The organism is Rhodohalobacter sp. 614A (genome assembly GCF_021462415.1).
In the GTDB taxonomy this organism is placed as follows: Bacteria; Bacteroidota; Rhodothermia; order Balneolales; family Balneolaceae; genus Rhodohalobacter.
Map to the genome: position 1 here is coordinate 1,769,790 of NZ_JAKEDS010000001.1, position 21,194 is coordinate 1,790,983.

The following is a 21,194-nucleotide window of genomic DNA, read 5'->3' on the forward strand; positions in this document are numbered from 1 at the left end:
CCATGAAAAAAGATCACTATACCAGGAAGCAATTCTTAAAATCAACCGGAGCCGCAGTAGGGGGAGCATTGATTGCGGGGCCGGCATTTTCACAAATCAGCAAACCGCTCAGCTATTTCAACAAAAGAAGGGTTGCTTTGGTGGGTACCGGTATTCGGGGGATTACCTTTTGGGGACAAAGACTTCAGGAACAATATGGCGATGTGATTGAGTTTGTCGGTTTGTGCGATATCAACCCCGGACGATTGGAATTTGGCAAACAGTTTATTGGTACAAACTGCCCGACTTTTACCGATTTTGATGAGATGATGGATACCACAAATCCGGATCTTTTGATTGTAACGACGGTGGATGCCACTCATCACCAATTTATCATCAATGGCTTGAAACGAAATATTGATGTGATTACCGAAAAGCCATTGACTACCGATGAGTTCAAATGCCAGGCCATTCTGGATGCCGAGAAAGAATCGGAAGGAGAACTGATTGTAGGATTTAATTATCGGTACAGCCCGCATCATACAAGATTAAAAGAGTTGCTGATGAACCAGCGGGTTGGGAAAATTACATCGGTGGATTTTCACTGGTATCTGAATGTTTATCACGGTGCTTCTTACTTCCGGCGCTGGCACGGCATTGAAGCAAGCAGTGGATCGCTTCTGGTTCACAAGGCCACTCATCACTTTGATCTGTTGAACTGGTGGCTGAATTCCGACCCGGTAGAAGTTTATGCTGAAGGAGCATTGGAGCATTATGGAAGTAATAACTCTTTCCGGGGGAATAAATGCCGGGGCTGTCCTCACCAGGAAAACTGCGATTATTACTGGGACATTACTCAGGATAATTTTCTGATGGACTTGTATGTAGATCATGAACACCATGACGGATATCTGCGGGACGATTGTCTTTGGCGACACGAAATAGATATTTATGATAAGATGTCCGTTCAGATTAAGTATGCGAACGACGTTCAGGTTACGTATTCCCTTACAACCTATTCGCCCTACGAGGGAATGAAAATTGGCTTCAATGGTTTTGACGGGCGGATTGACGCCTGGCATGGAATTCCGTGGAGAGAGCAGGAAAAAGTCGATCAAAGTGCTCTGCATTCCCAGGAGATGTCACAGGAAGAGATTGATGAAGCGACTGATTTCGAAGAGATTATGGTGATGGATAATTTTGCATCAGATTACGAGCACATTAAAGTACGCCAAAGCGGAGAAGGGCATGGCGGTGGAGATACCCGTCTTCAAAACCAGATTTTCAGAGATACAGAAGAGGAAGATCCACTCAACCTGGCTGCCGGTAGTCGTGACGGCGCCATGTCAATTCTGATCGGAATTGCTGCACGAAACAGTATCAAATCCGGAAAACCGGTGCGTATAGAGGATTTGACTACATTAAAACCACATCCCACAAGAATGAAGTAGGATGTGAAAGTAGAGTTGTGCTGAAAAAGTAAAACGAATGAAGAATCTCATGGTTCATAGAATGCGCTTTAACCTCGGGATTCTTCTTCATTAACTGGAAAGTTTCATAATCTGCAGTTGAGTGACCGTCGTTTATTCCAGTTCTAACGCAGTTCGAATCCCAATTTCCAATCCGCGCAATTCTGCCAGTCCCCGCATTCGGCCAATACAAGAGTATCCCGGGAATGTTTCTTTTTCAAGATCGTCCAGCATTTGATGTCCGTGATCGGGACGAAAAGGAATATTCAAATCTGTGTGCCCTTCATTCTTTCTGCGGTGTTGTTCCAGGATTAAGGCTTTCATGACTTGTGCTAAATTTCCATCGCCTTCCAAATGATTGGCTTCATGGAATGATCTTCCGGACTCACGCTTCACACTTCTCAGGTGAACAAAATTGATACGGTGTCCTAATGATTCAACCATTTTTGGCAAGTCATTATCAGCTCTGGCACCATACGATCCGGTACAAAATGTCAGCCCGTTATTTGGAGAATCTACCGCCTCAATCAAAGTTCTGGCATGTTCTTCTGTACTTACAACCCGCGGCAAACCAAACAGTGGAAAGGGCGGGTCATCCGGATGAATGGCCATTCGAATTCCCGCTTCTTCAGCCACCGGAATAATTTCCCTGAGAAAATAGATCAGGTTTGATTGAAGGTCCGTGGCTGTGATTCCGTCATAAGTCTTCAGCATTTCCCGAAACTCCTCATATGAATAACCTTCTTCAGAACCCGGCAATCCGGCGAGAATAGTTTTAGTCAGCTTCTCTCTTTCACTTTCATCCAGTTTCTCTGCGAAATCTTGAGCGGGTTTGATGACGTCCGGGTAATATTCGCTCTCGGCCCCTTCTCTTTTCAAAATGAACAGATCAAAAGCAGCAAGGGCAATTTCATCAAATCGTAAAGCCGTTGAACCGTCTGGCAAGAGGTGTTGCAGATCCGTCCGGGTCCAGTCCAAAACAGGCATAAAATTATAGCAAACCGTATCAATTCCGCACGTTCCTAAATTTCTAAGAGTCTGTTTATAGTTTTCAATATACGTATTGAATTTTCCGGTGTGCCGTTTGATATCCTCATGAATCGGAACGCTCTCAACAACCGACCAGCGAAAGCCGGCATCTTCAATTTTCTTCTTGTGAGAATTGATTTCATCAACCGTCCAAACCGAACCGATTGGCAAATGATGAAGAGCTGTTACAATTCCCGTTGCTCCGGTTTGTTTAATGGCTTCAAGTGAGGTTGTGTCATATGGCCCAAACCACCGCCATGTGTGCTCAAATTGCATTTTCATTTTGTTATTGTGTTAAATTTTATTCCCTGGATATTTTCGTTGCTTGAACGTTAGATTATGGTTCATTAGATTACTCTTCTTAACCGGTAAAGTAAATACCATAATATAATTGAAAAAATATGACTTCTCTTAATAGACGGGATTTTATTAAAACAACGGCACTGGCCACAGGAGGACTTGCTTTGGGATTATCAGCGAAGAGTTACGGTCGGGTAATCGGAGCGAATGATCGGTTGAATGTAGTATTCATGGGATGCGGACGACGTGTACCGGCTTATTACGATAGTATTGGAGAGACGTACAACTCGCAACTTGCCTATATTTGTGATGTGAAGAAAAGTCAGCGAGACAGAGTTTTTGCCGAACTTGGAAATCGCCTGGACTACAAACCTGAAGGCATTGAAGATATTCGGGTGGCCCTGGATGACAGCAATGTAGATGCCGTATTTATTGCGACTCCTGATCACTGGCATGGCCCGGCCGCATGGATGGCAATGGAAGTGGGAAAACACGTGTATGTGGAAAAGCCGCTGACTCATAATGCGGCCGAGGGTGAGTACCTGATTCAGGCGCAGCAGAAATATAATCGTGTGCTGCAAATGGGGAACCAGCAACGTTCGTCTTCTCACACCAAAAAAATTATTGAAGAAATTCACAATGGAGTTATCGGTCGGCCATACAAGGCTGTGGCATTCTATACCAATCAGCGTGGCAGAGTGCCGAATCAAAAGCAGCAGGCTCCACCGGCTGACCTGAACTGGGATCTGTTCCAGGGGCCGGCTCCAAGGCGTTCCTACACACATGATACCTGGAATTACAACTGGCATTGGTATGGCTGGGATTATGGAACGGCCGAAAGCGGCAACAACGCTCTTCACGAACTGGATGTAGCCCGATGGGCGCTTCAGGCCGATTATCCGGAGAAAGTGTCTGCAGAAGCATTTAAAAATCATTATCCGGATGATGGCTGGGAAATGTATGACACCATGTACGCCACTTATTATTTTCCGGATGATCGGGTGATTAACTGGGATGGAAAAAGCCGAAACGGTTTTAATACGTACGACGGAGGCCGTGGCACCATTATTTACGGAACAGAAGGCACCGTTTGGGTAGACCGTTCTTTGTACAAGCTGTTTGACCGTGGTGGAAACCTGATACGCGCGGAAGCATCCGGAGGATCAGAGTCTGGGACGGCACTGGGTGGCGGTGGAGATATGTCAACCGCACATGTTGGCAATTTCTTTGATGCAATTCGTGGCCAGGCAGATCCGGTTTCACCTGTGGAGCTGGGAGCAAAAAGTACGCATCTGTGTCACCTTGCAAACATTGCTTACCGCTCGGACAGCGATTTAAATATAGATCCCTCCACCGGAAGAATTCTGGACAACCCAAATGCTATGCAATACTGGGGCCGGGACTACGAACCGGGCTGGGAACCGAAAATGTAATCTTCCTTTGAAGAGAGGCTTTTAATTTTTATTTCATTTTAGCTTAAAACAATCATGAAAAAAACTACCATAAGTTTACTTACCCTTTCATTAATAGTGCTTTTACTACCCATTCAGGCCTGTTCTCAGGAAGATCAGGGTTGGCAGCCTATGTTCAACGGCGAAAATCTTGACGGCTGGACAAAACTGAATGGAGATGCCGAGTATCAGGTTGACGGCAGTACGATTACCGGAATCGCCCAGATGGACACACCCAATACGTTTCTGACCACAGAGGAAACCTATGGGGATTTTATCCTGGAGTTTGACGTAAAAGTGGATCCCCGGCTAAACTCCGGCGTCCAGATCAGAAGTCTGAGTACTGATGATTATATGAACGGCCGTGTTCACGGTTACCAGGTGGAGATTGACCCGTCTGATCGCGCGTGGAGTGGCGGGCTTTATGATGAAGCCCGAAGAGGATGGCTTTATCCTGTCACCGATAATAAAAGGTGTAGCAATGCCTTTAAGAATGGACTGTGGAATTCCTATCGCGTGGAAGCGGTCGGGAATGAGATCAAGACCTGGGTAAACGGTGTTCAATGTACAAATTTGTACGACGATATGACTGCGGAAGGATTCATTGCACTGCAAGTTCACAGCATCAACGATGAGGAATTGGACGGCGCTACAGTACAATGGCGGGACGTGAAAATCATGACGGAAAACCTCGGGGAACACCGAATGAAGGATGATCCGGGCGCGGAAATAGTCAATTGGGTTGCCAATACACTCACTGAGACTGAAAAAAGGCACGGCTGGCGGCTTCTTTGGGATGGCGAAACCACAGATGGCTGGCGACAGGCAAATGGCGGGGAATTCCCGGACCGGGGCTGGGTTGTTGAAGATGGCACGCTTACGGTTATTGAATCGGATGGCACAGAGTCGCCTTTTGGAGATATTGTTACGGAACAGGAGTTCAGTGATTTTATTTTCGAGGTTGAATTTAAGATCACAGAAGGTGCAAACAGTGGTATCAAATATTTTGTGATGGAGGGTTTGAATCCCGGAAGCGGCTCGGAAATCGGTCCTGAATTTCAAGTTCTTGATAACGATAATCACCCTGATGCGAAAATGGGCGTTGCCGGCAACCGAACGGTAGGTTCGTTATATGATATGATTACTGCTACGAATTTATCCGAAGGAGACAGAGATGACATTCGATTTAAAGGAATTGGCCAATGGAATAAGGCAAGAATTGTAGCGAAGGGAAATCATGTGGAACACTGGCTGAATAACATCAAAGTTGTGGAGTATGAACGCGGCTCTCAGATTTACCGCAATTTGGTTCAGAAAAGTAAATACAATGTTTATGAAAATTTTGGTGAAGCCAAAACAGGCCATATTCTTCTGCAGGATCATGGAAACCGGGTCTCATTCCGGAGCATCAAAATCAGGGAACTATAGAATTTGATCACCATCAACAAAGTGATCGCATGAAAAAAAACGTACGTCTGATCGATATCGCGGAGAAGCTGAACCTTACGAAAGTAAGTGTATCAAAAGCTCTTCGCGATCATCCTGATATCTCGGCAGAGACCCGTAAAAAAGTTAAACGCGTTGCCCGTGAAATGGGGTATCGTCCCAATCTGGTAGCGCGATCTCTTACCTCTCAAAAATCTCAGCTTATTGGTGTTATTATACCCAAAATGGCCAATTCCTTCTTCGCATCTATTGTGGAAGGGATTTATAGAATGGCCAACCAGAGTAGATATGAAGTAGTTTTGGGAATCTCACTTGAAAATGAAAAACTCGAAAAGAAGCACATCGAGTCGATGCTCAATATGCGTGTAGACGGGCTATTGGTCTCCATCACAGAACAGACAAGAACCCCGGATCGCTTTGAGATTGTTCGCCAAATGGGAATTGATTTGGTTTTCTTTGACAGGGGATTTGCCAATTCCGGATTTACATATCTTCGCGTTGATAATTATGAGAGTACCAAAAAGGGCGTCCTTCATCTCATTAATAGTGGGGTTCAGAAAATCGCCCATCTTTCAGGGTATGAGCATGTTGAAATTGGGAGGGAGAGAAAGGCCGGATATTTGGAGGCTTTGAAAGAGTCAGGGATTCATATGCCGCCCCAAGCCATAGTGGAAGGCGGATTTAATGAAAAAGATGGATATGCAGGATTTGAACGTTTGTTAAAAGAATATGGTAAACCGGAGGCAATTTTTGCCGTTACTTATCCTGTGGCGCTCGGGGCTCTTGAGTACATGAAAGATCATGGAATAGATCCCGGGGAAATACCAATCCTGGCTTTCGGAAGTAGCGAGTTTAACAAACACCTGGCGAATCCCTTCATCTGTATTGAACAGCCAACCTATGAACTTGGACGAAGGGCGTTCGAGCAAATCATCAAAGAGATGAATGCCAAATCAAAACCATCTCCTGAAATTATCCAGTTAACTTCAGAAATAATCAGCTAAATAGTACTCAGGCTTCAACGGGTTGAAGAGCCGGATAAGCTGCTTTTATCCATTCGTAGGCGCCAAACAGTACAGCGGAATAAACTACATTACCGGCAATCGTATAATGAAAGAATGGAATTGCTGCTGTGTAGCAGGCCATCAAGCCTTCAAAACTCATTGGGTACATTGACCCGCTGACCCAAACACCGAAGTTGCTGATAATGAAAAAGATGACGGATGCTCCGAGTGCACCGCCAAGAACTCTTCCGAAGGTAATTTTTTTGAGGAGATAATATCCCAGAATTACAATCATCGCGATGCTTCCGTACAAGTAAAGAAATCCACCTGTAAACCAGGTAAAGCCATCATAATATTCAGCGTATGTGATATTATTGAGAAGCAAATCACTGATCCAAATTGCAATAAGCGGAACAATCAGGGCCCACTTTTTCCTGGTAAAATAAGCTGCGCCAAAAAGGGCAATTGCACCGATTGGAGTGAAATTATATGCGTGTGGAAGCAGGCGGGTCAGTGCTGCAAAAATGATCAAACCCGTAACAATAAAAATCGTTTTTTTATTCATTGACTCACTAATAGTCGTTCATATTAATTCCTTAAATATAACAGAAGATTCGCAAAAGTGTGAGCTCGAAAATATATAATTGTGAAATAAAAAAAGCCGCATTTCACAACTCAGAAATGCGGCTGATTTCTACCTTAAATATCGCTTGAAAATTATTCGCTTTTTGGTGCGGTTAATTCCAGATTTAATTGAATATCAACCTCATCCCCAACAACAGCGGTGGCGGCCCAATCGCCAACTCCCACACCATAATCGGTTCGGTTGAGCTTGGCATTTGCGGTGATTCCCGCCACTTTTTGTCCTTCTCGCATCGGGTGGTCCATAACGCCAAGCAGTTCAAATGGAAGTTCAAAATCGCGGGTAACGTCGCGGATGGTCAGTTCGCCATGAGCAACAAATTGATTTTCACCGGTTTGCTCAATGCTATTACTTACGAAATGAATGTTTGGCCATTCCTCAGCATTAAAGAAATCTTCAGATTTGAGGTGATTATCCCTTCTTTCGTTTTCTGTATTGATGCCGGATACCGGAATCGTTACATCGATACTGCTGTTTTCAAGATCGTTTGGATCGAATTGAATATTTGCAGTGTACTCCTCAAAAGCTCCGTCAACCGGAGTGAAGAAGTGAGTGATGGTAAAATTGACATTACTGTGAGATTTGTCAATGCTCCACTCATCAATCAGAAGAATGTCTCCATCAGTAGCAAAGCTTTGAGAGAGTGTAATAAGTGTGATGGTAAATAATGTGACTAAGGTTTTTTTAAATACTTTCATTTGTGGTTCAGTTTATTATTAATTTGTTTAATGTTGAACTAAATAATTATTTCAACCGTTTCGTTCCATTGCATTTTTCTGTCGGAAAGTAACAGTTGATTCTGGTCGAAATCTGAATGAAATCTGTAGGAATTTTGAAATTTATAGTGAGAAAAACAGTTTACTCAATAACAAATCGCCACGGTTTGAGCGCGTCTTCTTCGGCATAGTCTACACCAATACGAGGTGTAATTTTGATCTCCTTCTCCTGGAATTCAATTCCGCGGTCTTCAATCCAGAGAGGAGGTTTGGATAGATTTACTGCATTCAGGCCGGTTGTAATTCCCAATGCCTGCGTGAGTTTTCCGGGGCCATTCGCCAGGTTTTTATGATTCGTAATATTTCGCCGCTCTATCATTATATCCACTCCTTCCAGTGGACGAACACCCCGAATCAAAACGGCGTCAGCCAATCCTTCCTGATTTGTAACCACATTTAAGAGATGGTGAATGCCATAACACAGATAAATATAGGCATGACCCGGTTCTCCATACATCACTTCGGTTCGGGCAGTTCGAAGGCCGTTATTTGCGTGGCAGGCTTTGTCGTTACGTCCGCAGTAAGCTTCGGTTTCTGTAATTATTCCGGCTGTAAACCCTGAATGAATATTTGTACAGATCACTTTGCCAAGGAGTTTTCTGCTGGCGTCAACCACGTCGGGGTTCTCATAGAAAGATTTCGGAAGTACTTTAGATGAATCAGGTTTCACGAAATGGCTGTGTATGGATTTTTCTCGATAGCAGGTGCCTGTTCAAGGTACACTTCCTGAAAGGCTCGCGCCATGATGGATGTAATTACAAAAAGAGCAGCTGTATAAAATGCCCACAGACCAATAATCAGGAGAGCGGCATAGCCCTGATAGTAGAAACGGTAAGCTGTAAACGCATATTCCAGGTAAATACTTACCCCGCTTTTTGCCAGTTCAAATAAAAGGGTATAAAGCAGGGCCGCAACAAATGCTACTTTGGCATTCATACGGCGTTCACTGATGTACCTGTAAATCACATAAAAGAGTACAAATGTAAAGAGGATGGGGACGATTCCCGTCAGCCAATCTGAAATCCATCCAAACTCGATAACAATTTCTGTATAGGGGATAGCATAATCATCAAAAGAAAAGAGTGAGATAAACGAGACGGCCATTGTAAAAAAGATGAATACGCCTCCCACAACACCAAATGCAAAAAAGTTATAGACGAGCTCCATAACGGCACTTTTTCGGTCTTTGATATCAAAAACTTCGAACAGCACGTGTTTGAGCGTATGAAAGAGGCCCTGGGCAAAAAACATCAAAATAATGATCCCGGCAATCCCAAAAATTTGACGTGCACCAACCAAAGGTTGAATGAGTGCCTCAATGGTCACGGCGCCTTCAAAAACATCTCCGCTTTGAGTTTCAAAACTGAATTGAGGTAGCAATTCCCTGCCGTATCGAACCAACTCACTGAAAGCCGCATCAATGGATAAAATATATCCCAGGATAGAGATGATAATCAGTGTGAATGGAACAGCACAGGTGAAAAGATTGAAAGTAATAGCCGAAGCATTGAAAAAAACATCTTTCTTCATGCTCAGCTCTCCAACCAGCTTCCAGAAACGCTTAAATTTGTTTTTTTCGAATTCAAACATAGCAAATTTGAAAATAAGCTGATCCCTCTTCAAACTCAAAGGGATGGTTTTACAGATTGTGCGAAATATGAAAGGGGCAGAAATAAATAGCTCTTATTTATAGTCGAAAAGTTCTATTTTATAACCACTTGAAAGTGTAAATGTGTACGTTAAAATTTTGAACCTCTGGATAGTCAATTGTAGTAGGAATGGGGCAACAAGAGCTAAAAAAACCAACTGAAGATTTTTGGGACAAATACCAGCCGGGGTTGGCAATTGATTGCGTCATAGTGGGATACCATGAACGGGAGTTGAAGATTTTGATCATGGAATACGAGAATACCGATTTGTATGCATTGCCTGCTGGATTTATCGAGAAAAATGAAGATTTAGATACGGCGGCTTCCCGGGCACTTTACGAACGCACAGGATTAAAAGATATTTATCTCAGCCAGTTTCATACGTTTGGGAAAAGTGATCGAAACGATACTGAGGCGATGGAAATCATCATGAGAAGTAACGGATTGGATTTTGATAAAGACCATTGGTTGTTGAGAAGGTTTGTATCCGTTGGCTATGTGGCTTTGGTTGATTATAAAAAAGTTAAACCAACGGCCGGTTTTTTATCGAGTCAATGTTCATGGTGTGATTTGGATTCAATTCCGCCACTGATCCAGGATCATCAAAAAATTATAGATAAAGCTATTCTCTATCTGAGAGATCATGTGGATGATAAATTGCTCGGCGCCAATCTCCTGGTTGATACCTTTACAATGAAAGATCTGCAGAAACTTCACGAAACGATTTTGGGTGAGAAATTACACCGCACAGGATTTCATCGCAAAATGATGGATTCCGGTCATCTTGAGCGTCTCGGGAAGAAGAAAACAGGCAAAGCACACCGTTCTCCCTATCTGTATAGATTCTCGAGTGATAAAGAGTAAAGGCTTATCTTAAAAGTACCTGATTTAGTTTGACAATAATGCCCACTTGTTAGTATAAAGTGTACAACATTTTATACCTTGGAGTGAGCAAAAATTAGTGCACAAATCTCAGCATGAGTAAGAAGAAACAGACGCCGTTGATGCGGCAGTATTTTGATATTAAAGAGAAGCACCCCGGAACCATTTTACTATTTCGGGTCGGTGATTTTTATGAAACCTTTTCGGATGACGCCCAACTGATTAGCAAGGAACTGGGTATCACTCTTACAAAACGAAATAACGGGGGCGATCAGACTCCTCTGGCCGGGTTTCCCTACCATGCCCTGGATACGTATTTGCCAAAGCTTGTTAAACGTGGCTATCGAGTGGCCATTTGCGAACAGACCGAAGATCCCGATGAGGCGAAAAAAGCCGGACGCAAAATTGTTCAGCGCGAGGTTACCGAGATCACTACTCCAGGTGTTACGCTCTCAGAAAAATTGCTCGATCACAAGCGAAACAATTATATCGCGTCGATTCATTGGGTGGGCGGAACCGCAGGCATCGCATTTTCAGATATCTCAACCGGAGAGTTTGCCCTGAGCCAGGTTTCCAAAGGAGAATTGGATGCCCTGATGCAATCGCTTCAACCATCGGAAATTCTCCTTCAGAAAAAGTACAAGAATAATCTTCCTGATGAAGTTTCCCGATATAATGCCACTTTTATAGATGATTGGGTGTACCAGGGTGATTATGGTTACAATTTATTGACCGACCACTTCAATACCCACTCGCTTAAAGGTTTTGGGGTTGAAGAACTGGAAATTGCTCACCAGGCGGCCGGTTCACTTTTACACTATATGCAGGAGACGCAGAAGTCTTCGCTGGCTCATTTGCGAAGATTGTACGCCTACGAGAATACTGATTATATGTCGCTGGACGCTTCAACGAAACGGAATCTCGAACTGATTACCACCATGCAGGAAGGCGGAACCGATGGCACTTTGGTTTCCATACTGGATGATACGGTTACGGCAATGGGAGGGAGGCTTCTCCGAAAATGGATCAATCGGCCTCTGAAGAAAGTGAAGTCCATTGAGAAAAGACTGGTAGCGGTTGATTGGCTCTATAAAAAACATGAACGAAGACATGAACTTCGTGAAGAGCTTGGACAGGTTGGAGACTTGGAACGCCTGATTAGCCGAATCAGTGTTGGAAGAACCAATGCACGGGATTTAAAGCAACTTCAACTTTCTCTGGCTCAAATTCCGAGAGTAAAAGCCCAGATTTCCCAATCCGATAATGAACTGTTGGATTCAATTAATGGCCGTTTGAAACTATTGGTGGATGTTCAGGAACGGATTGAAAATGCTATTGAAGAAGATCCGCCGGCCAGTATTCGTGATGGTGGAATTTTTGCTGACGGATTTGATAAAAACCTGGATGAACTTCGGGAAATTGCCCGGAACGGGAAACAATACATCGCCAAGATCAAAGATGGACTGGCGAAGGAAACCGGCATTTCATCCCTGAAAATCGGGTATAACAAAGTTTTTGGCTATTACATTGAAGTAACCAATACTCACAAAGACAAAGTGCCTGACCATTTCATCCGGAAGCAGACACTCGTTAATTCTGAAAGATACATCACACCTGAACTCAAAGATGTTGAGGAAAAAGTTCTCTCTGCCGAAGATAAGAGCAAAACACTGGAAAGTGAACTTTTTGAAGAGCTTCGGTTGTATGTTGCAGAATTTGCCGATGAGATTCAACAGGTTGCAGCAGCATTAGCTGAACTCGATTGTTTGGAATGTTTTGCGGAAGTGTCATTCAGAAATAATTACGTAAGACCCGATGTGAACGATGAGGATCTTATTGATGTGAAAAAAGGCCGTCATCCCGTGGTTGAAAAAACCCTGCCTGCGGGCGAGCCTTTTATTCCCAATGACATTTATCTGGACAATTCCGAATACCAGATTTTGATGATTACCGGTCCGAATATGGCTGGTAAGAGTATCATATTACGTCAGACTGGTTTGCTGGTACTGATGGCTCAGCTTGGTTGTTTTGTCCCGGCTGAAAAAGCAACCATCGGTTTGGTGGATAAAATCTTTACGCGTGTCGGTGCATCCGATAATCTTGCCGCCGGTGAAAGTACATTTTTGGTTGAGATGAATGAGGCAGCCAATATTCTCAACAATGCCACGCCAAAATCGCTTATTCTTCTGGATGAAGTAGGGCGGGGAACCAGCACGTTTGACGGCTTGAGTATCGCCTGGTCATTATCCGAATATCTCCATAACAAACCTGAAGTGGCCGCAAAAACACTTTTTGCAACACACTATCATGAACTGAATGAACTGGAGAGCCGATACGAACGGATCAAAAATTTCAATATCCAGGTGAAGGAGCACGACGGCAAAGTAATTTTTATGCGTAAGCTGGTGCGTGGCGGAACCGACCATAGTTACGGAATCCAGGTGGCAAATATGGCAGGATTGCCGCAGGCGGTGATCAATCGGGCAAAAGAGATTTTATCAAACCTGGAGAGTCACTCGCTTGATGTGAGCCATGAAGGAAATGGCGCCATCCAAAAAACAGCGGCCAAAAAGAAAGCGGCCAGGAAAACAACCCAAGAGGTTGAAAAACAGGAACAACTTCCCCAAATGACGTTGTTTGATACCCATGTTGATCCCAAGATAGAAACCGTCATCAATAAGCTGGAAGCCAGCGATCCGGAACGGATGACACCCATCGAAGCCCTGTTGCTGCTCAGTGAATTGAAAAGAATTGTAAAATAAATGGCCCGGTTTCTCAGGGGATCATAAATGCTTCCTTCTTACATCTTTTGAGTATATCTTAATTGAAGGTGTACATTTTCTTATGTATTCTACTTATCTGATTGGGTTTAAAAAAGTTGCAGGGGTATTCGCTCAGCTCAATCAGTAATAAAAACAGGCAACCAAAATAAAAACAGATATGGAATTTACACGTCGTTCTTTTCTCAAAACATCAGGTCTTCTTGCCGGAGGAGCGGCATTAAGCAGTTTGCCCTTTTTGAAATCATGCGCTGCTGCCGAAATGGAGACAAATACGTTTGGAATACAACTTTATACGTTGAGAGATATCATTGGAGATGATCCGCAGGGAGTGATTCAAAGTCTTGCCGAATTTGGCTACAAACAAATCGAGAGTTATGAAGGCCAGATGGGAATTTTCTGGGGCATGAGCAATACTGAATTCAAACAGTTTCTGGATGATAATGGTCTGACCATGATTTCCACCCATGCAAATGTATTTCAGGATTTTGAACAAAAAGTAGAGCAGCTTTCGGAAATTGGCGTTCCTTACATCACCTGTCCGTACGTAGGACCACAGGAATCAATTGATGATTTTTACTCACTTGCAGAGCAGTTCAACGAAATGGGACAAATTGCCAGCGATGCGGGAATGAAGTTTGCTTATCACAATCATGCCTACTCATTTGAAGAGCAGGATGGAGAAATTCCACAAGTGGTCATGATGGAAAATACCGATCCGGATTTGGTCAAGTTCCAGATGGACATCTATTGGGTGGTTGCAGCCGGAGAAGATCCTGCCGAATGGATGAGAAGATATAGCGGAAGATTTACCAGCGGTCACGTAAAAGACTCTTCAGGCGGTGACGATCCTGAGTCCGTTATTTTGGGTACAGGTACGATTGATTATCCGGCTATCGTGGATGTGGCTCAACAAAATGGAATGGAGTATTTCATTGTAGAGCAGGAAGCTTACACCGATACAACTCCGCTGGATGCTGCCCGCGAAGATGCTGCATACATGAAAAACCTGGATATTTAATCAGCAGCATTTCAAGTTAATTTGATAAAAATGATTCCGGTTTATGAAAGCAATGCTTTTACATGGTGTTGAGGACTTAAACCGGAATCACTCTCCTTTAAAGCTTGCCGATATTCCAAAGCCAAAACCGGGAAAAGGCGAGATTCTCATCAAAGTATCGGTGTGCGGTGTTTGCCACACAGAACTGGATGAAATTGAAGGCAGAACTCCGCCCGAAATTTATCCCGTTGTTCCGGGGCATCAGGTTGTTGGAACTGTGGAAGAGTATGGGGAAGGTGTTGGAAATTTCAAGAAAGGCGAACGCGTCGGTGTCGCGTGGATCTATTCTGCTTGTGGTGAGTGCTATCATTGCAAGGAGGGAGAAGAAAATCTTTGCAAAGATTTTACAGCCACCGGCCGCGATAAAAACGGTGGTTATGCAGAATACATGACCGCTCCCACCGATTTTGCCTATAAAATTCCGAATGAACTGAATGATGAAGAAGCCGCTCCGTTGTTGTGTGCCGGCGCGATTGGGTATCGATCTTTATCACTGACAAACTTATCGGATGGAAAACGGCTTGGCCTGACCGGATTTGGGGCTTCAGGCCATTTGGTTCTTCGAATGGTCCATTATTTGTATCCAAAAAGCGACGTATTTGTATTTGCAAGAAACCCGGATGAGCGGAAGTTTGCACTCGAGCTGGGTGCTGTTTGGGCCGGGGGAACGGAAGAGACAGCCCCCGAACCATTACATGCGATTATCGATACAACCCCGGTTTGGAAACCGGATGTGGAAGCCCTCAGAAATCTTGCTCCCGGTGGACGTCTTGTCATCAATGCCATTCGCAAACAGGATTCAGATATCGATTATCTTCAGAAGATTGATTATTCCACGCATTTATGGATGGAGAAAGAAATTAAATCGGTGGCGAATGTCACCCGAAACGATGTAAAAATGATGCTCAAAATCGCCGCCGAAGCCGGCATCAAACCAGATGTTCAGTTATTCCCGTTGGAGAAAGCCAATGACGCCATCATGGAAATCAAACAGGGAAAAATTAAAGGCGGTAAAGTTTTGCAAATATGTTAGTATTGTAAACTCCGAAGAATCGCGAGCACAAGCGGGATGCTTGCGCTATCTTGTTCCCTGAATCCTGAATCCTGAATCCTGAATCCTGAATCTTGCAACACTCTGCCAAACATATTGCCGATCGAATCCGGTTGATGATTTCCACCAAACAGTTCCAGGTTGGAGAAATGCTGCCTTCCACACGTGAATTGGGAAAACAGTTGGGAGCAAGTTTTCACACGGTTCGGAAGGCTTACCAGCAGTTGGCTGATGAAGGATTGATTGAAAGCGAGCAGGGGCGAGGGTTTATTGTTACCCATCAAAGCACCCAGCTTGATAAATCGGAGCGATTAGAGTTGGGGGCGGAAAAAATCCAGATTTTGCTGGAAGAGCTCATTGGGTACGGTTTGGATGAATCTGAAGTGGAGGCAATTTTCGAGGAGCAGATGAGCTTTATGGAGTGGCCGGACCGAATTCAGAGCATTGCCACAGTTGGGGAAACGATTGAACTGGCCAAGTTGCTTTCGGATTCGATCAAAAATCAGATTGGAGTGAAAAGTTCCGTTATTAAATCAGCAGATTATGATGACCTGATCAGGTACGACGCCCTTTTTGTGCCGATCTATTTGGTCAATGAATTCCGAAATTTAAGTGAATCGATCCGTGTGTTGCCGGTTGTTTTTCATTACGACGCGGATGTTCTTCTTTCTATCATCGATCGATCCGGAATTGAGGCAATTGGTTTGGTTACAGCCGAGGAAGAAACCATTCCAAAAATCATTGATGAGCTTAAAACATTAATCAAGTTTGAAGGGGCATTTGTAGCCGGCGCAACGTATGGAAAATCGTTGCCGCTTTTTGTCCGAAATACGGATTTGATCGTCTACACGCCTGCCAGCGCCCGTTTGGTAGAGGCAAAAATCCCCGAGAAAAATCGCATTAAACTGGAATATATCATTTCAGAAAAAAGTGCCGAGACGATTCGGGCTGAGTTGTGGGATCAGTAGTGAAAAGTGAGAAGTCAAAAAGTGAAAAGTGGGCTTTTACTTCATACATTTTCAACTCTTATTTTGTGAGTGATGATAACATGGCGAATGTTTCATTGGTTAGTTTATTTAAAGAACTGACCTGATCTTTTGATAAGTAATTAAGAACTAAAGCGATTTCAATTTGAGTATCTATTTCAACTAAAGATGATCTTGAAATTTCAAAGAACCTCTTTCTTTCAAGTTTAGATTTTCTCGCCGCTCCTTCAGATATATTTGATGAGATGGAGACAGCCGCTCTTCTAAGCTGGCTGACCAGGCCAAATTTCTCATGGTCTGGTAGTAATTTTGTGACTTCATAAAGTTCTGTGACAAGCTCAATACTTCTTTTCCAGACATTTAATTTTTTGTGATTGAGATTTAACATTTTTTGAAAATTTATTTGGGTTCATCTGTAAGAACCAAGAACTTTAAAACCCTTACAAAACCAAACTTTTCACTTTTTGACTTCTCACTTTTCACTTAAAGAATGAACATCAAGGAACTGATCCGCCAAGCGAAGTCTGCTCTGGAATCGGAGATTGAAACCGTCCGGGAAAAACCATCCACCGAAATTTTGTTTAATGGAGAGCTTGTGAATAGCGGCGTGGGTGATTACGCGGATTATAGTTTTGAATGTCATCAGCCCTCAATACGATTTGCAGAAGAGATTAAAGCTACCATTGATGAAAAGGACTGGTCGATTCATCCGGTTTCGTTTGAAGAAAAAACTGTCGTGCTGAGATTCCCCGAAAAAATCGGGACAGCCATCGAAAAGGTGGATTTGGAATGGGAGAATGATTTTGTACTGAAACGGACACTTTCTGAGCTTGACAAACTGCACGATAAAAAAGAGGACGCGTCAAAACGGCTGGAGAGACTTTTTAATCCGGCAGAGGAAATTATTCCGTCGAATGGTGAAATCATTCATGACGAGAAGAGGAATGAAGCTCAGGCAGATGCCATTGAAAAGGCGATGAAATGCAGGTCGCTTTTTATCTGGGGCCCGCCCGGTACGGGTAAAACCGATACACTTGGATATATCATAGCCAATTATTTGGCTCAGGGTAAAAAAGTACTGTTTGCATCCAATACCAATCGCGCGGTAGATGTGGGATTGTTGAGTGCTCTCCATGCATTGGACCAAATTGAAGCGCATATCAACCAAAATAGGATTACACGGTTTGGTGATGCAGTGCTGGATCATGATAGGCTTGATTCCTACCAGTTTTCAGTTCAAATCGAAGAAACCCATCAGAAGAAAAAAGAAGAAGCTGGTGAATGGATTGACCTGTTGAGCCGAAGAGAGGCGGCATTAAGATCTGTTGAGAAACGACTTCAAAACGGGAAACAACCAACATCGAACCAGGAACTGGAATTGAAGTTGATTGACCAGAAGCTGGAAGATGCCGGTGGGAGAGATCAGCTTGAGACAAAGATTGAAGAACTGACTCAAATCAGTGACCGAAAAGAGCTTTGGAAAAAGCAGTTGGTTGCTACGACTCTTGCCAAAGTTTGTACGTCCGACCTCTTTCACGATCTTGAATTTGATGCCGTGGTGGTAGACGAAGGCTCGATGGCAAATTTACCTTATTTGATGGTGCTGGCGTCGCACGCCAAATGGCATATGGTGGTGGTGGGTGACCCCATGCAGTTGCCGCCGATTGCATTGACATCGGACCAGGAATCCCGCGATTTTCTTGAGAAGGATATTTTTACAACCGTTGCTAATGCAGGTAGCAGCGAAGATCTTTTTGCATGGCATGACAATCACCCGGAATTCACTTCATTTTTTGATACGCAGTATCGGTTGGAGTCGTCACTCGCAGATATCATCAGTACGGTTTTTTATGAAGGGCGGCTCAAAACAGGAAAACTGAAAAAAGCTTCGCTGAGTGAGCTTTCCGACCGGGCCTTTCACTTGGTGGATACCTCAAAATACAGACCGGTTTTAGAACAGAAATCGGGTGAGAGAGGATTTAAACCGGTGAATTTGATTCATCAAAGTGTGATAGAACGGCTCGCTAAAAACATGCAAGGGCGTGGCATTTTTATGGAGCAGGTTGGGATTATCGTGCCGTTTCGAAGTGTGGTTTATGATTTGAGAAATCGACTTTATGATGCCGGAATACGAAATGTAGAAGTCGGCACGATCCACACTTTCCAGGGACGTGAAAAGGATTACATCATTTTTGATACGGTAATGAGCGGAGAAGAACAGAGAGGCCGGACAAGACATTATTCAGTGCGCCCGTTTGATGAAGAGAAAAATGGTATGAGCGTACCACGTCTTTTAAATGTTGCCTTCTCCCGAAGCCGGAAAGAGTTGGTTGTGATTGCCGATATGAATCACATCAACAAAATGTATGGGAATAAGTTTTTGGGGCGGTTGTTAGGGAGGATGGTTTAAAACGAGATAGGATATGTCATTCAGAACGAAAGCGAACGGAGAGAGCTGAAGTGAAGAATCTCATTGTAATGGGACATAAACCTACACAACGAGATTCTTCAGTCGTCCAGAAAAAAGCACTGGCCTCGTTCTGAATGACAGCTTTTTTTAAACCCATTCCTTCGGATTTTTCAAAACCTCAATCAATTCTTCCTCACGACTTCCTTCTTGAGGATTGTAATCATAATCCCATCGAACTTCCGGTGGTAAACTCATCAAAATGGATTCTATTCGTCCACGGGTTTTTAAACCGAAAAGCGTTCCGCGGTCGTGAATAAGATTAAACTCGACATATCGGCCGCGACGAATTTCCTGCCAGTATCGTTCTTCTTCACCATACTTCTTGTCCATTCTCTTTTTTACGATTGGAATGTATGAATCGAGAAAAACTTTACCTGTGTCTTCAACAAAAGCGTGCCAATCTTGAAGACTTCGTTTGTCATCAGCACGAAGATAATCGAAGAAGAGTCCGCCAATTCCCCTGGCTTCACCACGATGTGTATTGAAGAAATACTCGTCACACTGTTGCTTAAAATTTGGATACAGATCCTCGCCATGCTTATCACAAACACTTTTGTACGTTTGATGAAAGTACCGGGCATCTTCTTCAAACAAATAGTATGGCGTTAAATCCGCACCGCCGCCAAACCATCCATCCACCTGGTTTGTCATATCTTCATCATCATACAATTCGAAATAACGGAAATTGGCGTGTACAGTTGGAATCATTGGGCTTTTGGGATGAATCACCAGTGAAATTCCCCCGGCCCAGAACCAACCGCCATCTACATTGAAATGCTTTTTGATGGGATCGGGAAGCTCACCATAAACGGTAGAAATATTCACACCGCCTTTTTCAAATACGGTTCCTTTTTCGATGACACGGGTTTTACCGCCACCGCCGCCCTCGCGGTCCCAGTTATCCTCACGGAACGTTGATTGTCCATCAATTTCCTCAAAAGAAGAACAGATCTCGTTCTGCAGGTTTTGGATGTAGGTTATGAATTGTGTTTTTATGGATGACATGTAATTGGTTTGATTCTAGCGAAGGGTGTGTTTGCTGTGCGTGAGATTCGATACAAATTTGATGCTTACTCAACGTTCAACACACCCCAGAGATTCATCGCTGAACACTCTTGAATTCGTCCCTTCTAAAGAGGGGAGGTTTTTCGTTTGCCTTTTCACGGTTCACTTTTGTAATTCTTCACCGTTTCAACAAAAGCCCTTGCGTGATCAACCGGCACATTCGGTAGTATTCCATGACCCAAATTGGTGATGTATCGTTGAGTTCCAAACCGGTCAATCATGCGCTTGGTTTTCAACTCAATGTCTTTGATGGGTCCCAGCAAATGCGTTGGATCAAAATTCCCTTGCAGGGTTACGTTGTTTCTTGTTTTTTCGCGTGCAAATTCAGGAGAGATGGTCCAGTCGAGGCCCAGTGCAGAAGCGCCGCTTTTGAAAGCAAGCCGTTCCAGCGCATACCAAGCTCCTTTGGCAAACACAATGACAGGCACTTCCTTAATGGCATTTGAAATTTCCATGAGGTAGGGAAGAGACCACTCGTTAAAATCGTCAGGGCTCAAGATCCCCGCCCAGGAATCAAAGACCTGTATAGCTTGTGCGCCAGCGGTTATTTGTGCTTTTAAATAGTCAATGGTGGCTTTTGTGAGTTCTTTCATCACATGGCGGGAAGCATCCGGTTGTTGAGTCAGGAAAGCTTTTGCTTTGTCAAAATTCCGTGAGCCTTCACCCTGAACCATATAACAAAATAGCGTCCACGGAGCGCCGCCAAAACCGATTAAAGGAACTCGTCCATTGAGTTCTTTTCGGGTAAGTGTGATGGCATCCATCACATGCTGCAACTTCTTTGGAACGTCTTCGGCAAGAATAGAAAAAGCGTCATCTACGGTTTTGATGGGATTTCCCATTACCGGCCCTTTACCGGGGACCAGATCAACATCAATTCCCAGTGCTTGTGGGATCGTCAAAATATCCGAAAAGATGATCGCTGCATCCGGTTCCAGCTCATCAATGGGTTGAATGGTGATTTCACAAGCGAGTTCGGGAGTCTCAACACGCTCAAAAAAGGAGTATTTCTCCCGCAGTTTCATATACTGAGGTAGATAACGCCCTGCCTGGCGCATCATCCAAACGGGAGGACGTTCAACATCTTTACCCTTTAAAGCCCGAAGAAACAGATCATTTTTAAGTGGGGGAAATGTCTGGCTCATTCAATAAAT

Annotated in this window: 18 protein-coding genes; 10 read left to right on the plus strand and 8 right to left on the minus strand. The window is 43.8% G+C overall.

The window, feature by feature from the left end:
- Positions 1–2: 2 nt before the first annotated feature.
- Positions 3–1,430, plus strand: coding sequence for a Gfo/Idh/MocA family oxidoreductase (locus L0B18_RS07150; protein ID WP_234570770.1), 1,428 nt, complete (start codon positions 3–5; stop codon positions 1,428–1,430).
- A gap of 132 nt (positions 1,431–1,562) precedes the next feature.
- Here L0B18_RS07150 and uxuA read toward each other — a convergent pair whose 3' ends face one another.
- Complete coding sequence (gene uxuA / locus L0B18_RS07155; protein ID WP_370647533.1) at positions 1,563–2,753, minus strand: mannonate dehydratase; 1,191 nt, start codon at positions 2,751–2,753, stop codon at positions 1,563–1,565.
- A gap of 125 nt (positions 2,754–2,878) precedes the next feature.
- Between uxuA and L0B18_RS07160 the strand changes: the two genes are divergently transcribed.
- Genes L0B18_RS07160 through L0B18_RS07170 form a run of 3 tightly spaced genes read left to right on the plus strand, consistent with a single transcriptional unit; the run spans position 2,879 to position 6,678 of the window.
- On the plus strand, positions 2,879–4,210 hold the full coding sequence (locus tag L0B18_RS07160; protein WP_234570774.1) for a Gfo/Idh/MocA family oxidoreductase: 1,332 nt from the start codon (positions 2,879–2,881) through the stop codon (positions 4,208–4,210).
- A 54-nt stretch (positions 4,211–4,264) separates the two neighbouring features.
- On the plus strand, positions 4,265–5,656 hold the full coding sequence (locus L0B18_RS07165) for a 3-keto-disaccharide hydrolase (protein ID WP_234570776.1): 1,392 nt from the start codon (positions 4,265–4,267) through the stop codon (positions 5,654–5,656).
- A 29-nt stretch (positions 5,657–5,685) separates the two neighbouring features.
- Positions 5,686–6,678: a LacI family DNA-binding transcriptional regulator gene (locus L0B18_RS07170; RefSeq protein ID WP_234570778.1), complete on the plus strand. Its 993-nt coding sequence runs from the start codon at positions 5,686–5,688 to the stop codon at positions 6,676–6,678.
- 7 nt (positions 6,679–6,685) lie between these two features.
- On the opposite strand, the gene L0B18_RS07175 is transcribed toward L0B18_RS07170, so the two are convergent.
- The 4 genes from L0B18_RS07175 to L0B18_RS07190 form a co-directional block, all read right to left on the minus strand.
- Positions 6,686–7,243 carry a DUF6580 family putative transport protein gene (locus L0B18_RS07175; RefSeq protein ID WP_234570780.1) on the minus strand — a complete coding sequence of 186 codons (558 nt, stop codon included), beginning with the start codon at positions 7,241–7,243 and terminating at the stop codon, positions 6,686–6,688.
- A 152-nt stretch (positions 7,244–7,395) separates the two neighbouring features.
- Complete coding sequence (locus L0B18_RS07180; protein WP_234570782.1) at positions 7,396–8,019, minus strand: YceI family protein; 624 nt, start codon at positions 8,017–8,019, stop codon at positions 7,396–7,398.
- Between the two features lie 160 nt (positions 8,020–8,179).
- A complete protein-coding gene (locus tag L0B18_RS07185; RefSeq protein ID WP_234570784.1) occupies positions 8,180–8,767 on the minus strand; it encodes a DNA-3-methyladenine glycosylase in 588 nt (195 codons plus the stop codon).
- Positions 8,764–9,687, minus strand: a complete 924-nt coding sequence (locus L0B18_RS07190; protein WP_234570786.1) for a YihY/virulence factor BrkB family protein — start codon at positions 9,685–9,687, stop codon at positions 8,764–8,766. The genes L0B18_RS07185 and L0B18_RS07190 overlap by 4 nt, the downstream gene beginning before the upstream one ends.
- 188 nt (positions 9,688–9,875) lie before the next feature.
- Between L0B18_RS07190 and L0B18_RS07195 the strand changes: the two genes are divergently transcribed.
- From L0B18_RS07195 to L0B18_RS07215, 5 genes are all read left to right on the plus strand, one after another.
- Positions 9,876–10,610: an NUDIX hydrolase gene (locus tag L0B18_RS07195; RefSeq protein WP_234570788.1), complete on the plus strand. Its 735-nt coding sequence runs from the start codon at positions 9,876–9,878 to the stop codon at positions 10,608–10,610.
- Between the two features lie 113 nt (positions 10,611–10,723).
- Positions 10,724–13,390: a DNA mismatch repair protein MutS gene (mutS, locus tag L0B18_RS07200; protein ID WP_234570790.1), complete on the plus strand. Its 2,667-nt coding sequence runs from the start codon at positions 10,724–10,726 to the stop codon at positions 13,388–13,390.
- Positions 13,391–13,568: 178 nt separating this feature from the next.
- Positions 13,569–14,429 (plus strand): TIM barrel protein, encoded by an 861-nt coding sequence (locus L0B18_RS07205; RefSeq protein ID WP_234570792.1) that lies wholly within the window; start codon positions 13,569–13,571, stop codon positions 14,427–14,429.
- Between the two features lie 43 nt (positions 14,430–14,472).
- Complete coding sequence (locus L0B18_RS07210; protein ID WP_234570793.1) at positions 14,473–15,501, plus strand: zinc-dependent alcohol dehydrogenase family protein; 1,029 nt, start codon at positions 14,473–14,475, stop codon at positions 15,499–15,501.
- A 92-nt stretch (positions 15,502–15,593) separates the two neighbouring features.
- A complete protein-coding gene (locus L0B18_RS07215) occupies positions 15,594–16,487 on the plus strand; it encodes a GntR family transcriptional regulator (protein ID WP_234570795.1) in 894 nt (297 codons plus the stop codon).
- 58 nt (positions 16,488–16,545) lie between these two features.
- On the opposite strand, the gene L0B18_RS07220 is transcribed toward L0B18_RS07215, so the two are convergent.
- Entirely contained in the window at positions 16,546–16,893 is a 348-nt protein-coding gene (locus L0B18_RS07220) for a four helix bundle protein (RefSeq protein WP_234570797.1), read from the minus strand.
- Between the two features lie 102 nt (positions 16,894–16,995).
- Here L0B18_RS07220 and L0B18_RS07225 point away from each other — a divergent pair, with 102 nt between their 5' ends.
- On the plus strand, positions 16,996–18,915 hold the full coding sequence (locus tag L0B18_RS07225; protein ID WP_234570799.1) for a DEAD/DEAH box helicase: 1,920 nt from the start codon (positions 16,996–16,998) through the stop codon (positions 18,913–18,915).
- Between the two features lie 147 nt (positions 18,916–19,062).
- Here L0B18_RS07225 and hemF read toward each other — a convergent pair whose 3' ends face one another.
- Complete coding sequence (hemF, locus tag L0B18_RS07230; protein ID WP_370647534.1) at positions 19,063–19,971, minus strand: oxygen-dependent coproporphyrinogen oxidase; 909 nt, start codon at positions 19,969–19,971, stop codon at positions 19,063–19,065.
- Between the two features lie 164 nt (positions 19,972–20,135).
- Positions 20,136–21,185 (minus strand): uroporphyrinogen decarboxylase, encoded by a 1,050-nt coding sequence (gene hemE, locus L0B18_RS07235; RefSeq protein WP_234570803.1) that lies wholly within the window; start codon positions 21,183–21,185, stop codon positions 20,136–20,138.
- Between the last annotated feature and the right edge of the window lie 9 nt (positions 21,186–21,194).

Excerpts from the sequence above, each read along its gene's own strand:
- L0B18_RS07150 (WP_234570770.1), top strand. The coding sequence starts at position 3 with ATGAAAAAAGATCACTATACCAGGAAGCAATTCTTAAAATCAACCGGA.
- uxuA (WP_370647533.1), bottom strand. The coding sequence starts at position 2,753 with ATGCAATTTGAGCACACATGGCGGTGGTTTGGGCCATATGACACAACC.
- L0B18_RS07160 (WP_234570774.1), top strand. The coding sequence starts at position 2,879 with ATGACTTCTCTTAATAGACGGGATTTTATTAAAACAACGGCACTGGCC.
- L0B18_RS07165 (WP_234570776.1), top strand. The coding sequence starts at position 4,265 with ATGAAAAAAACTACCATAAGTTTACTTACCCTTTCATTAATAGTGCTT.
- L0B18_RS07170 (WP_234570778.1), top strand. The coding sequence starts at position 5,686 with ATGAAAAAAAACGTACGTCTGATCGATATCGCGGAGAAGCTGAACCTT.
- L0B18_RS07175 (WP_234570780.1), bottom strand. The coding sequence starts at position 7,243 with ATGAATAAAAAAACGATTTTTATTGTTACGGGTTTGATCATTTTTGCA.
- L0B18_RS07180 (WP_234570782.1), bottom strand. The coding sequence starts at position 8,019 with ATGAAAGTATTTAAAAAAACCTTAGTCACATTATTTACCATCACACTT.
- L0B18_RS07190 (WP_234570786.1), bottom strand. The coding sequence starts at position 9,687 with ATGTTTGAATTCGAAAAAAACAAATTTAAGCGTTTCTGGAAGCTGGTT.
- L0B18_RS07195 (WP_234570788.1), top strand. The coding sequence starts at position 9,876 with ATGGGGCAACAAGAGCTAAAAAAACCAACTGAAGATTTTTGGGACAAA.
- mutS (WP_234570790.1), top strand. The coding sequence starts at position 10,724 with ATGAGTAAGAAGAAACAGACGCCGTTGATGCGGCAGTATTTTGATATT.
- L0B18_RS07205 (WP_234570792.1), top strand. The coding sequence starts at position 13,569 with ATGGAATTTACACGTCGTTCTTTTCTCAAAACATCAGGTCTTCTTGCC.
- L0B18_RS07210 (WP_234570793.1), top strand. The coding sequence starts at position 14,473 with ATGAAAGCAATGCTTTTACATGGTGTTGAGGACTTAAACCGGAATCAC.
- L0B18_RS07220 (WP_234570797.1), bottom strand. The coding sequence starts at position 16,893 with ATGTTAAATCTCAATCACAAAAAATTAAATGTCTGGAAAAGAAGTATT.
- L0B18_RS07225 (WP_234570799.1), top strand. The coding sequence starts at position 16,996 with ATGAACATCAAGGAACTGATCCGCCAAGCGAAGTCTGCTCTGGAATCG.
- hemE (WP_234570803.1), bottom strand. The coding sequence starts at position 21,185 with ATGAGCCAGACATTTCCCCCACTTAAAAATGATCTGTTTCTTCGGGCT.